This window comes from Saccharopolyspora sp. NPDC045839, from assembly GCF_056431645.1.
The window spans coordinates 101,150-113,590 of record NZ_JBWKKH010000012.1; the positions used below are offsets into that span (position 1 = coordinate 101,150).

The 12,441-nt window shown below is 67.3% G+C and carries 11 protein-coding genes; 7 read left to right on the forward strand and 4 right to left on the reverse strand.

Annotated features, from left to right (window positions below; genetic code table 11):
• Positions 1-93: 93 nt before the first annotated feature.
• On the reverse strand, positions 94-933 hold the full coding sequence (locus AC07EQ_RS19045) for an SDR family NAD(P)-dependent oxidoreductase (protein WP_478389240.1): 840 nt from the start codon (positions 931-933) through the stop codon (positions 94-96).
• The gene (locus AC07EQ_RS19050) at positions 930-1,364 is read right to left on the reverse strand and encodes an SDR family NAD(P)-dependent oxidoreductase (RefSeq protein ID WP_478389241.1); all 435 of its coding nucleotides are present in this window, start codon (positions 1,362-1,364) and stop codon (positions 930-932) included. The genes AC07EQ_RS19045 and AC07EQ_RS19050 overlap by 4 nt, the downstream gene beginning before the upstream one ends.
• A gap of 82 nt (positions 1,365-1,446) precedes the next feature.
• Between AC07EQ_RS19050 and AC07EQ_RS19055 the strand changes: the two genes are divergently transcribed.
• From AC07EQ_RS19055 to AC07EQ_RS19065, 3 genes are read left to right on the forward strand one after another with little or no spacing between them, the layout of a single operon-like run.
• Positions 1,447-2,109 (forward strand): TetR/AcrR family transcriptional regulator, encoded by a 663-nt coding sequence (locus tag AC07EQ_RS19055; RefSeq protein WP_478389242.1) that lies wholly within the window; start codon positions 1,447-1,449, stop codon positions 2,107-2,109.
• 23 nt (positions 2,110-2,132) lie between these two features.
• Positions 2,133-3,602, forward strand: coding sequence for an MFS transporter (locus AC07EQ_RS19060; protein ID WP_478389243.1), 1,470 nt, complete (start codon positions 2,133-2,135; stop codon positions 3,600-3,602).
• Between the two features lie 4 nt (positions 3,603-3,606).
• A complete protein-coding gene (locus tag AC07EQ_RS19065) occupies positions 3,607-4,902 on the forward strand; it encodes a metal-dependent hydrolase family protein (protein ID WP_478389244.1) in 1,296 nt (431 codons plus the stop codon).
• A 389-nt stretch (positions 4,903-5,291) separates the two neighbouring features.
• On the opposite strand, the gene AC07EQ_RS19070 is transcribed toward AC07EQ_RS19065, so the two are convergent.
• Both AC07EQ_RS19070 and AC07EQ_RS19075 read right to left on the reverse strand, forming a co-directional pair.
• Positions 5,292-6,500 carry an MFS transporter gene (locus tag AC07EQ_RS19070; RefSeq protein WP_478389245.1) on the reverse strand — a complete coding sequence of 403 codons (1,209 nt, stop codon included), beginning with the start codon at positions 6,498-6,500 and terminating at the stop codon, positions 5,292-5,294.
• 104 nt (positions 6,501-6,604) lie between these two features.
• Positions 6,605-7,057 carry a carboxymuconolactone decarboxylase family protein gene (locus tag AC07EQ_RS19075; RefSeq protein ID WP_478389246.1) on the reverse strand — a complete coding sequence of 151 codons (453 nt, stop codon included), beginning with the start codon at positions 7,055-7,057 and terminating at the stop codon, positions 6,605-6,607.
• A 116-nt stretch (positions 7,058-7,173) separates the two neighbouring features.
• Between AC07EQ_RS19075 and AC07EQ_RS19080 the strand changes: the two genes are divergently transcribed.
• The 4 genes from AC07EQ_RS19080 (at position 7,174) to AC07EQ_RS19095 (ending at position 12,339) form a co-directional block, all read left to right on the forward strand.
• A complete protein-coding gene (locus AC07EQ_RS19080) occupies positions 7,174-7,308 on the forward strand; it encodes a hypothetical protein (protein ID WP_478389247.1) in 135 nt (44 codons plus the stop codon).
• A gap of 502 nt (positions 7,309-7,810) precedes the next feature.
• Positions 7,811-9,097 carry an MFS transporter gene (locus AC07EQ_RS19085; RefSeq protein WP_478389248.1) on the forward strand — a complete coding sequence of 429 codons (1,287 nt, stop codon included), beginning with the start codon at positions 7,811-7,813 and terminating at the stop codon, positions 9,095-9,097.
• Positions 9,094-10,053 carry a formylglycine-generating enzyme family protein gene (locus tag AC07EQ_RS19090; RefSeq protein WP_478389249.1) on the forward strand — a complete coding sequence of 320 codons (960 nt, stop codon included), beginning with the start codon at positions 9,094-9,096 and terminating at the stop codon, positions 10,051-10,053. The genes AC07EQ_RS19085 and AC07EQ_RS19090 overlap by 4 nt, the downstream gene beginning before the upstream one ends.
• 75 nt (positions 10,054-10,128) lie before the next feature.
• A complete protein-coding gene (locus AC07EQ_RS19095) occupies positions 10,129-12,339 on the forward strand; it encodes an arylsulfatase (protein ID WP_478389250.1) in 2,211 nt (736 codons plus the stop codon).
• The last annotated feature ends 102 nt before the right edge of the window (positions 12,340-12,441 follow it).

The following is a 12,441-nucleotide window of genomic DNA, read 5'->3' on the forward strand; positions in this document are numbered from 1 at the left end:
GGTGTCCTCGCCGGCTTCAGGCTCGTGGAGCCGGCAGAGAACCCGAGTGGTTTCCTCGGCACCCCGGTCGACATCAACGATCCCGCGGTGCCCCTACTGATGGTGGGTGGCGTCGTCGACGGCGCCCGTCTTCCTCCCGATGTACGAGTAGATGCCGGCACCGATCATGCCGCCGTCGACGGGGAGATCCGCCGCGTTGACGAACGCCGCCTCCGGGCTGAGCAGGAAGACGGCCGCCGAGGCGATCTCCTGGGGCGATGCTCCGCGGCCCAGCGGAGTCATCGTGCGGTTGCCCGCGTAGAAGAGCTCGGCCTGGGTCGCGTTGGACGCGTTGTCGGCCGTGAGCGTCATCTGCGTATCGACCAGTCCCGGGCAGATGGTGTTCATCCGGATCCCGCGTGGAGCCAGTTCGATGGCCGCGGCCTTGGTCAGTCCGCGCAGCGCCCACTTGCTCGCCGTGTAGGCAGCCGAGAAGTAGCCGGTGAGGCCGGCTGTAGACGACACGTTCACGATCGCAGCGCTGTCGGCCATGATCGGTGCCAGCGAACGGATTCCCAGGAATGAACCCGTCAGATTGATCCTGATCAGGTTCTCCCACTCCTCCAACGTGGTCGCGGTGACGGTTTTGCGGAGGGTGATGCCCGCGTTGTTGATCAGGCCTGCGAGCGGACGGCCGGGTTCGCGAACTGCCGCCGACACTCGTTCCCAGGTGACCGGGTTCGTGATGTCGCCGTCCAAGGTGATCAGGTCATCCGCTGCAGCGACCGAACTCCGCAGCTCAGCCCACTCCGGCCCGTCCTGTGGCAACCGGTCGACCGCGATGACGGCAGCGCCCAGCGAGACCAGGTGACCGACCTCGGCCGCGCCCTGACCGCGAGCGCCACCAGTCACGACGCAGGTCCGCCCCTGCCAGTATTCGTCGTGCGGGCTCATGACTTCGTGATTCCTCCGTCCACCTGCATGACCTGCCCCGTCACGTACGACGCGTCTTCTGACGCCAGGTAGGCGATGGCCTTCGCGATCTCTTCGGTTTCCCCGAGCCGGGCCAGCGGAATGCGGGCGATGTAAGCGGCGAACTGTTCGGGGTCGTCGTGGATCCACCTGCTCATCGGGGCGTCGATGTAGCCGGGCGCGACGCAGTTGACGCGGATGCCCAGGGGCCCCCATTCGAGTGCCAGGCACGCAGTCAGGTGGAACGCTGCAGCCGCTGGGCGAAGTCTTCGTGCCAAGCTGACCGCCCGCTCCGCAGCACGTCCGCAGTTCAGCAGGCTCCGCTCGGCGTCCTGGTTCGGCTCGGTCCGGCACCTCTGGCTTCGTGGCGGCGCCCGGGCCCGGCCCGTCTGGAGCTGCCATGCCTCCCTCATGTGGAACGGTTCGTATCGGTTGTCTTCTGTCTCCATGGTGGGAAAAAACCTTGATGCGATACGTTGCGTATCGCGAAGGTGCGTGCATAAGATCCTGCTCGTGATTCGAGCTGAGAAGTCGTCCTCGAGGCGAGCCAACAACCCTGAGCTCACCGAGCGGATTCTCGACGCGACGGAAGATGTCCTCAGGGTCGGTGGCTACGCCGGTCTTCGGGTGGAGCACGTCGCGGCGACGGTCGGGTGCGGCAAAACCGCGATCTACCGCCGTTGGTCAACGAAGGCTGAGCTCGCTGCGGCGGTGCTCTTGCGGGACGCCGAGGTCGGCGTTATGCCGGACACGGGCTCACTCGTCGAGGATCTTACGATCCACATGAGTCAGAGCATGTCCTACCGGCGCTTCGAGCGCCCTGTGCGCGGCCCCCGCAACTTGTTTTCGCTGCTCGTCGAGCCAGAGGTCCGAGAGATCGTGGACGCAGGGCTCCTTTTCGAGCGGCGGGAACGCGGTCGCACACTAGTTGGGCGAGCGATCGGTCGAGGTGAGATTCCACCGGAGTCGGATGCTGACGCCATCCTCGATCTCATCGCCGGTTTCGCTTTCTACCGTTCGACGTTTCGCGACCAACCGCTCAGTGAAGCCGTGTTCCGTCAGGTCGCGACGGCGTTGACCCAGGCTCCTCCGCTTCGAAACCACTTCCTGTCCACTCAGGTGGGCCTCTCCTCGGAGGCTGGGCACGCACCGCAGTAATCCAGACGGAGAACTCCAAGAACATGTCTCAGCATCCAACGGCGGATACTGACCGCGGCCGGACCGCCGCTCCCGCGTTACCTGCTCGGGTCGCCGCGATCGTCGGGTTCCTGCTGTTCGTCGAATTCAGCAGCGGCTTCCTTCAGGGCTACTACAGTCCGCTCTTCGGCGAAATGGTCGCGCACTGGGCGATCAGCGATTCAGCGATCACCTGGTTCGTGACCGTCCAGACATTGGCAGCAGGTGTGAGCGTGCCCGTGCTCGCGAAGCTCGGAGACATCTACGGCCACCGGCGCATCCTCCGCATCAGCGTCATCGTCGTCGCGATTGGTGCCGCACTCGTCGCTCTTTCGCCGAACTTCGCGTTGGCGCTCGTCGGACGGGTGCTGTGCGGACCACTCGCGGTGTGGCTGCCACTTGAAATTGGGATCGTCCACAGTCGCCTTCCTGGCCAGACCGCTCGCCGCGCGATCGGTATGCTCGTCGCCTGCATCACGTTCGGTGCGGTCGTAGGTTCGCTTGCTGCGGGTCAGCTGGCGCGCATCCCGAACCTCACGATCGTTCTGCTGATCCCCGTCGCTCTGCTCGCCCTCTGCATGGTCGCGGTCTTCGTGGCAGTACCGGAATCCACCGATCGAGCCAACCCGAAGCTCGACCTGGTCGGCTTCGCGGGGCTCGCCCTTGTCATGCTCCTGCTCTTGTGGGGACTGCACCGCGCATCGGCCGCCGGCTTCGCCGACCCCGGCACGTTCCTGCCTTTCCTCGGGGCGGCGGTCTTGTTTCTCATCTGGGTGTGGTGGGAGCGCAGGGTGGAGGTACCGGCGATTGATCTCCGACTCGTAGCGAGTCCGACGCTCTGGCCGGCCTACGTCGTGTCTTTCATCCTCGGCATGGTGGCACTCGGCACTCAGACCGTCCTCGTGACGTTCCTCGCCGCGGATCCTGGCACTGCAGGGTATGGATTCAATCTCCGACCCGGAATCATCTCGGTGATCACCGTGGTCGGTGTCTTTCTCGCAAGCGTCGCAGCGATTGTGTTCGCACGCTTCGCCAAGTGGATGGGGCTCCTCGGCGTCCTCGCGCTCGGGCTCGCTCTCGGATTCGCCGGCCAGCTCGGACTCATGCTCTTCAACCATGATCTTCGGGTGATCGTGGCATGCAAGATGCTTGGCGGTTTCGGGCAGGGTCTCCTCCTCGGCGCGTTGCCGGCACTCATCGCGGAGGCCGTGCCGAAGGACTCGACGGGCATTGCTACCGGGGTCTACAACTCGCTGAAAACCCTTGGCGCGGCTGTCGCTGGTTCAGTCTTCGCGATGCTGCTCGCAGCCTTTACCGTCCCCAGTCTGAACGCCGCATCGCTCGGCGGCTATGAGACTGTCTGGGGAGTGTGCGCGTCCGCGTTCGCGGTAGGCCTCGTTGCCGTCCTCGTGCTCAAGAAGAATCGACCGCGCACCACTGCAATCACGCGGCCGGCTAACGGATCGGAAGGATAATCCGTTGCAGAACAACGCTAATCCTGCGCACGTCGCGCGTCTTCCGCGCACGCCGGCACGCCGCGGCGCGTATCGGCTCATCCGTGCTCGACTCTGGACCGGGCTCGATGACCACCTGATCCAAGATGGTGAGCTCGTCGTCGACGGTGAGCGGATCGAGTACGTCGGACCTCGCCGTGCCGAAGATTGGTCCGACGGCCCGACTTTCGACCTGGATGGCGCGACTGTGCTCCCCGGTTTCATCGATACGCATGTCCACATGCGATCCTCGATCGAGGAACCGCCTGCCGCCTTGATGGCGAAGCATCAGAGCCACCTGGCGCTCCAGGCCGCGGACACCATGCGACGTACGTTGCTCGCCGGGATCACCACTGCTAGGGACCTTGGTGGGCTCGACGCCGGATACCGCAATGCGATCGCTGAAGGACTGACCCAGGGCCCCCGGCTCCACCTGGCGATCAGTGTTCTCTCGCCGACCGGCGGTCACGTTGATATGCACCTGCCCAACGGCATGCGAACTGGTCGTCCTGACGCAACGATTTCCAGGGTCGTCGACAGCGATGAGGAGCTTCGGCGCACTGTCCGCGAACTCATCCGTTCCGAAGCGGACGTCATCAAGGTGTGCACCACCGGCGGCGTCTCCAGCCCCTCGGACACTCCTCACGATCTTGGCGTGCCGGAAACCCAGGTGCGCCTCGCTGTCGAGGAGGCTGCGAGACGTCAAGGGCAACCCGTTGCGGCCCATGCCCAAGGTGCCCAGGGCATCCTCGAAGCCATCCGTGGCGGCGTCACCTCGATCGAGCACGGATACGAGATCGACGACGAAGGTATCCAGCTCATGATCGAGCGCGGAATTACTCTGGTACCTACGCTCAGCTCCGCTCTTCGCGTCCCCGACCCCGCGCGCGTCCCCGACTACCTCTACGCGAAGAAGACCCGGTGGTCTGAAATCGCGCGCGCACATGTGGGGCGGGCCATCCACGCGGGCGTGAAGATCGCCCTCGGCACCGACGCAGGAGTATGTCCCCACGGTGCAAATCTCACAGAACTCGCCCACCTGGTAGACCTCGGTATGGATCCCGCCGAAGCGCTCAAGGCCGGGACCATCAACGCCGCGGAGCTCCTCCGCCTCGACCGCGATCTTGGCACGCTCGAGCCTGGAAAGCTCGCCGATCTCGTCATGACCGACCGTGATCCCCTCGCGGAGACCCGAACCCTGGCCGATCCGGCAGAGATCATCGCGGTGGTTCAAGGCGGGCACGTCGTGAAAGACGCCGAGGGTCGCTTGACCGCTCGATAGAAAGCTGCGCACCGCGCAATAGTTCAACGGGCGGCCCCCGTGCCCCACGAAGCCGCCCGTTGACCCGCCCGCGCCCGACGATCTCGGGCGCGGGCGGCACCAACTCGCTCGCCGCCTGAAGTTACCGTGTGGGGTAAATCTGTGTCCGAGCGACTTGAACCCCGCGCGCGTGAAATTTCCCGTGTTCGGGGAAATCACACCGGGCCAACAGGCGGCGCCGGTCGGTTCGAAGCCAGTGAAACCACGCCGCACTGCGCTGAACGGCAGCGTGCTGCATCGGTTTGTCCTGCGGTTTCTCGGTTTTCGCCGCTCAACGTCTCTTGTGGACAGGTCTGAGGTTCGTGTGCGTTCGTGTCGCCCTGTCGGGTTCGGACCGGCACTTGGACGTCTCATGTCCGGACAGCGGTCTTGCGGCGGCCTGCCGTGCCGATGACGAGCAAGGTGAGGACGGCCAGGACCGCGCCGATCCACAGGACGCTCACGGTGGACATGGCGTCCACGGCGAAGCCGCCGGCGAGCGCGCCGAGGGCGATGGAGAGGTTGAACATCGACACGTACAGCGAGGAGGCGGCCTCGGTGGCGTCGGGGGCCGCTTTGAGGATCCAGGTCTGGAAGGTGACGGGAACCGCGCCGTAGCCCAGGCCCCACAGGACGAGGACGGCGGCGGCCGAGAACGTGCCGGTGTCGGCGAGGGCCAGGATCGCCATGGCGGCCGTGAGGATCACCGGGACTCCGATGACGGTCTGGCGCAGCCGCTTGTCGATCAGGGCACCGGCGATGAAGTTGCCGCAGATGCCGGCGACGCCGAAGACCATGAGGAGTGCGCTGATCATGCTGTCGGCGATGCCGTCGCCGAGCAGGATCGGCCTGACGAAGGTGTAGGCGGTGAAGTGGCCGGTGATCACCAGGAAGGTCATGGTGATGCCGACACGCACGGCGGCGTGCGTGCGGAACACGCGCGGCAGGTCGCCGAAGGTGAGGGTCCGCTCCGGAGCCACCCGGGGCATCAGGAAGATCATGCCGGCCAGCGAGGCGAGACCGAGGATGCCCACGGCCGCGAACGCCGTGCGCCAGCTGGTGGCGTCGCCGATCAGGGTGCCGAGGGGCACGCCGAGCACGGAGGCGGTCTCGACACCGCCGAAGATGACGGCGGTGGCGCGCGCGACGTGGCGCTCGGGTACCAGGCGCAGCGCGATGCCGCCGGCCAGGGACCAGAAACCGCCGACGCTGATCCCGATCAGGAATCGGGCGATCAGGACGACGGCAAAGCTGGTCGCGAAGGCGGAGGCCAGATTGGCCGCGCCCACCAGGCCGATGAGCACGGCCAGGACCAGGCGCCGGTCGATCTTCCCGGTGGCCACCGTGACGACCGGGGCGGTGAGGGCGGCGACCAGGCCGGGCACGGTCACCATCAATCCGGCGGTGCCCGCGGAGACGTCCAGGGCGGAGCCGACCGGGGTGAGCAGCCCCACGGGCAGCAGCTCGGAGGTCATCAGTGCGAAGATGCCCAGGGTCACGGCGAGGACGGCGAGCCAGCCCTTGACCGGTGAGCGTTGCGCATCGGCGGGCTGGGATCTTGGAGTGTCGACGGCGGTCACGGCGACGGCCTTCTTTCGGATGGGTGTTCGGCCAGGGACGGGCGGGCGGTGGCCGCTCCGGGTGGCGGCCACTGCCCGTCGGACGGCTGCGGAGAAGGGCCCGGTTACTCGGTGCCGGGGGTCTTGCGCGTGGTCACGTTCATCCGGTTCCAGGCGTTGACCGTGAAGATCAGGGCGATGAGCTGGGCCAGCTCCTTCTCCTCGAAGTGCTTCTCGGCCTCCGCGTACACGGCGTCGGACACACCCTGGGGCAGGAGCGTGACGGCCTCGGTCAGGGCGAGCGCGGCGCGCTCCTTGGCGGTGTAGAGGCTGGACTCCTCCCACGCGCTGAGCTGGTAGATGCGCTCCTCGCTCTCGCCCGCCTTGCGAGCGTCACCGGTGTGGTAGTCGATGCAGTACGCGCACTTGTTGAGCTGCGATGCGCGGATCTGGACCAGTTCGAGGAGGGTCGGGTCCAGGCCGTCGCGCGCGGCGGTGTCGAGGGCCAGCACGGCCTTGAAGACCTTGGGTGAGACGGCGGCGAAGTTCATGCGCTCGGGCACCTGGAAGGTTGTCATGCCGAGAACACTAGGTGCCGAATTGAACCCGGGTGGGGTTCATTTCTGCGAAAGGTTCATGGGTCAATTCTCCGCGGCGGGGCGGGCCGCCCGCCGCTACGACGCAGGTGGGGGCGATGCTTGTTGCAGTGCCGCTGGCACTCGGCGAGAGCGCGGCGCGCATGGGCCTCACCGAGGACGAGGACGTGGTCGAGGACTTCTCGGCGGAGGCTGCCGATCACTCTCTCGCGGCGCTCGCACCTGCGTCTTGATGATCTCGATTTCCTCCGCTTGAAACACCGCGTCGAAGGCGTCGGTGTACTTGCTGTCGCGGTCTCGGATGAGGAAACGCAGTGAGTCCATATGTGCGCCGAGGTCTGCGGCGACGTTGCGTGCTTGCCGAGTAGCCCAGGTGGCGGTCGGGTATCCGAGCCGGGCCAGTTCACCGTGAATCCGGCGGTGTGTCCCCATCGGCTGTTTTCGCCCGAAGGCTGAAAGCCCGTACGGGTCAACGTCTGGTGCGCTCGCGTCAGCGGTGCACGGCCGGCAACTCCTTCTGGCGTGCAGGCGTGTCGCCGGTGCCGAGATCTTTTGGCGGCTCTTCCGCTCTCCGCGGTGGCGAAGGGCTTGACGCGTGACATGTGCCAGCTCATAGTAGACGCACTTTGAAATCGATTTCATCGGATGAGTTGCACAACGGAAACCGAGTGGGAGGTGCCCATGGGCACAGCGAACCCGGCCACGCGTGACCGGGCGATGCCTTGGAAAGCGGCCGTGGCCAGTGCGATCGGGTCGATCCTGGAGTACTACGACTTCTTCGTCTACGGGCCGATGGCCGCGCTGGTCTTCGCTGAGCTCTTCTTCCCGGCTGCGTCATCGGAGGCCGGCCTGCTGCTTTCCCTGGGCACCTTCGCGGTCGGATTCGTCGCACGTCCGCTCGGTGGGATCGTGATCGGGCATTTCGGCGACCGCGTCGGGCGCCGGGCCATGCTCGTGGTGACGTTCCTGCTGACCGGCGTGGTCACCTTCGCCATCGGGTTGCTGCCGACGTACGCCGAGATCGGCATCTGGGCGCCAATCCTGTTGGTATCCTTGCGTTTCCTGCAGGGCGTGGGACTCGGGGGCGAGTGGGGCGGTGCCGCGCTGCTCACCGTGGAACACGCACCTGCCGGCCGCAGGGGCTTCTTCGGCAGCCTGGTGCAGGCCGGCGCTCCGGTCGGGGTGATCTTCTCGAACGGCGTGGTGGCCGTCCTCGCGGGGACCCTGAGCAGGGAGCAGCTCCTCGCCTGGGGATGGCGGATCCCGTTTCTGATCAGCATCGTGCTGGTGCTGGTGGGTCTGGTGTTGCGCTGGCGGATCACCGAGAGCCCCGAGTTCGTGCGGACGCGGCAAAGCTCGGAGCGGGTGCGGCTGCCCGCCCTCGACGCGCTGCGCCGCTACCCCAAGCAGATCGCCGGTGCCGTCGGCGTGCACCTCGGGGATACGACGCTGGGGTTCGTGCAAGGGATCTTCCTCCTCGGGTTCGCGACCAAGGTGCTCGGCATGGACGCGACCGCAGTACTGCTGGCCAACATCGCGGGCAGTGCGGTGAACCTCGCGGTCACGCCGGTCATCGGCCATCTCGCCGACCGATTCGGACGGCGTTCGGTGCTCGCCGCGGGCGCGGTCGCACTGGCGGTGTGGGCGTTCCCGATGTTCTGGTTGATCAACACCCGGAGCGTGGTGGCGCTGTTCGCCGCGTTCGCGGTCGGTTCGGTGATCGTGGCGACGATCTTCGCCCCGCAGACGTCGTTCTTCGCCGAGCTCTTCGAACCTCGGGTGCGCTACACCGGGATCTCGATCGGCTTCCAGGTCGCGACCGTCCTCGGCGGCGGCCTGAGCCCGATCATCGCGCAGGGACTGCAAACCGGGGGCCGGGGGACCTGGCCGGTCTCGCTGATGCTGGTGGTCGTGGCGATGATCAGCCTGGTATCGGTGATGGCACTGCGTCCGCCGGCGGAGTCCGGGCGGAGCCGGACGGCTGCGCCTGAGAGGGCTTCGGAGAACGAGGTGGACGCGTGAGCGACTGCTGCGGGCCGCGGAGGAGCGAGGCGGATGCGCAGAGTTCCCGGAGCACGCTTGCGCCCCGCGACCCCAATGCGACCCTTCGCGGGATGTGCGCAGTTCCTGCTGGGGAGTTCTTGATGGGAGGCGCTGACGCGGATGCTGTTCCCGGGGATGGCGAAGGGCCTGTCCGGAGGGTGGCGTTGCCGTCCTTTCGCATCGATCCGTGCGTGGTCACCAACCGTCAGTTCGCAGTGTTCGTCAAGGATGCCGATTACGTCACCGACGCGGAGAGGCACGGCTGGTCGTTCGTCTTCTACGCACAACTCCACCCGGACGCGCGGCACGCTGTTCGCGAGGAGGTCCCCGACGCGCCGTGGTGGCTAGCCGTCGCCGGCGCGACGTGGCGCTGCCCGGACGGACCCGGCTCGGTGGTCGCCGAGCGCCCGAACTTTCCCGTGGTGCACGTGTCGTGGCACGACGCCCAGGCATACGCCGCATGGGCGGGCAAACGCCTGCCCACGGAGGCCGAATGGGAGAAGGCGGCACGCGGCGGCCTCGAACAGGCCCGGTATCCCTGGGGTGACACCCTCGCGCCGCGCGATCGCCACCGCTGCAACATCTGGCAGGGCCGGTTTCCGCACGAGAACACCGGAGCGGACGGGTATCGGGGCCTCGCCCCGGTCAACGCCTACCGGCCCAACGGCTACGGCCTGCACAACGTGGCCGGCAACGTCTGGGAGTGGTGCGCGGACTGGTGGAGCACGACCTGGCACGTTCCGGACCGCGCGAACACCCGCGAGGCGCCGGTCGGCCCGACCGGCGGTGCGGCGAAGGTGATCCGGGGCGGCTCGTACCTGTGCCACGCCTCGTACTGCAACCGCTACCGAGTCGCGGCGAGGACGTCGAACACCCCTGACAGCAGCACCTGCCACACGGGTTTCCGCTGCGCGGCGGACCTGCCGCAGTCCTGACCGCGCTCCTTGACGGAGCGGATCGGGCGAGGCATAGTTTGAAATCGATTTCATGCATTCGAGGGAGAGGACGCCGTGGGCGAGCCGTCATTCAGCGGTCAGATTGGCCGCACCGTTGCCGATTCCGCGCCTTGGTGGCCGGAGCGGGTGCACGGCGGCGCGCGGCGCCCGAACGTGGTGACCGTGATCCTCGACGACACCGGCTGGTCGGACTTCGGGTGCTTCGGTTCCGAGATCGCGACCCCGGTCATCGACCGGCTCGCCGTCAACGGGTTGCGCTACAACAACTTCCACGTCACCCCGTTGTGCTCACCGACCCGCGCGTCCCTGCTGACGGGCCGCAACCACCACTCCATCGGCATGCGGTTCCTGGCCGACACCGACACCGGCTTCCCCAACTCGCGGGGCCGGGTCGACCCGGAGATCCCGCTGCTGCCCACACGACTTCGTTCAGCGGGCTACGGAAGCTACCTGGTGGGCAAATGGCATCTGGCGCCACTGCACGAGATCACTCCTGCGGGCCCGTTCGACAACTGGCCGCTGGCGCGCGGCTTCGACCGGTTCTACGGGTTTCTCGACGGATGTACGGACCAGTACGCGCCCGAGCTGTACGAGGACAACCACGCGGTGGCCCCGCCGCGGACCGAGGGGTACCACCTGTCCGAAGACCTCGCGGACCGGGCGATCGGCTTCGTCGGCGACCACCTCGCGTTCCGCCTGGGCGATCCGTTCTACCTGCAACTCGCCTTCGGCGCGACGCACGCACCGTTCCAGGCCCCGCGGGAGTACATCGATCCGTACGTCGAGGTGTTCGCCAAGGGCTGGGACCGGACCCGCCAGGACCGGCTCGCCCGCCAGATCGCCTCCGGCCTCGTACCGGAGGGCACCGAGCTCGCTCCCCGCAACCCCGGAGTTCCTGCCTGGGACGCGTTGTCCGCTGAGCGGCGAACCCTCTACACGCACCTGCAGGCGGCGTACGCGGGCTTCCTGGAACACACCGACGCCCAGCTCGGGCGCGTCGTCGCGGCACTCGAACGATGGGGCGTGCTCGACGACACCGTGATCGCGGTGATGTCCGACAACGGGGCGAGCCGGGAAGGCGGGCCCGACGGTGCCGTGGACATCAACGGCCCCTACAGCGGGATCCCGCAAACGATCGACCAACAGCTGGCGCGGCTCGACCGGTTGGGCGGGCCGGACGGTCCCGCCCACTACCCCGAGGGCTGGGCGATGGCCGGCAACACGCCCTTCCGCAGGTACAAGCAGTTCGTCGATCTCGGCGGGATTCGGTCCCCGCTCGTGGTGCACTGGCCGGACGGCATCAGCCGAGCCGGTGAGGTGCGCGACCAGTTCGTCGACGTCATAGACCTGGCGCCCACGGTGCTCGATCTGGCCGGTACCGGCGCGGAACCGGGCATGGACGGTCGAAGCATCGAGCCGACGTTCCAGGACGGCCCGGCGCCGCGGGATACGCAGTACTTCGAGATGTTCGGCCACCGCGCGATCTGGCACAGCGGCTGGAAAGCCGTCACCGAGCACGCCACCGGCGCCGACTACGAGCGGGACGAATGGCGGCTGTACGACACGACATCCGACTTCTCCGAGCACCGTGACCTGGCCGCCCACCATCCCGAACGGCTGCGGCGCCTGAAAGACCTGTGGGAGCAGGAGGCCGCCGCGAACTCGGTCTTCCCGCTCGATGACCGGCCGCTCAAGGAGCTGCTGGGTCTGCGCGGCCCGCAGGGACTACCCGGCCGTCGGCGCATCGTGCTGCGGCCCGGGCAAGGGCACGTTCCCCTGGCGAGCGCCGTGACGGGCAGTGACCGTTCCATGCGGGTCACCGCGCGCCTGAACCGCGTCACGGGTACCGAACAAGGGGTGCTGCTGGCCAGCGGCAGCTCTTATGGGGGGTACGTCCTCTACCTCCAGCACGGACGAGCCGTTTTCGAGCACCTCCTGCTCGACCAGCGGTCCACCTGCTCGTCGGCCCCGGTGCCCGACGGTCCGTGCGAGGTCGGATTCCAACTCGAACGCCGGGACGACCGCTCGGCGCACGTCGACCTCCTCATCGGGGACGAGATCGTGGCCAAGACCGAGATCCCGATCACCTCGGCGCACCTCTCGTGCTTCGGCCTCGACGTCGGGCGCGATCCGGTCAGCCAGGTTTCCCGCTCGTACGAGGGGGAATTCGCCTTCCCCGGCCACGCCCTGGTCGACGTGACCATCGACTTCCTCGAAGAGCTCCCGCTCGACGAACTGGCGGAGGCGATCCACGGCACCGAATGAGACGACCACCCGGGACCGCGGGCGTTCCGGCCACGGCGATTGCCGGCCCCGCGGCCGGTGGGAGCTAACATCGGTAGCGGTGGACCAGTAGCGGAACGGTGG

Excerpts from the sequence above, each read along its gene's own strand:
- AC07EQ_RS19045 (WP_478389240.1), bottom strand. The coding sequence starts at position 933 with ATGAGCCCGCACGACGAATACTGGCAGGGGCGGACCTGCGTCGTGACT.
- AC07EQ_RS19050 (WP_478389241.1), bottom strand. The coding sequence starts at position 1,364 with ATGAGGGAGGCATGGCAGCTCCAGACGGGCCGGGCCCGGGCGCCGCCA.
- AC07EQ_RS19060 (WP_478389243.1), top strand. The coding sequence starts at position 2,133 with ATGTCTCAGCATCCAACGGCGGATACTGACCGCGGCCGGACCGCCGCT.
- AC07EQ_RS19075 (WP_478389246.1), bottom strand. The coding sequence starts at position 7,057 with ATGACAACCTTCCAGGTGCCCGAGCGCATGAACTTCGCCGCCGTCTCA.
- AC07EQ_RS19080 (WP_478389247.1), top strand. The coding sequence starts at position 7,174 with ATGCTTGTTGCAGTGCCGCTGGCACTCGGCGAGAGCGCGGCGCGCATG.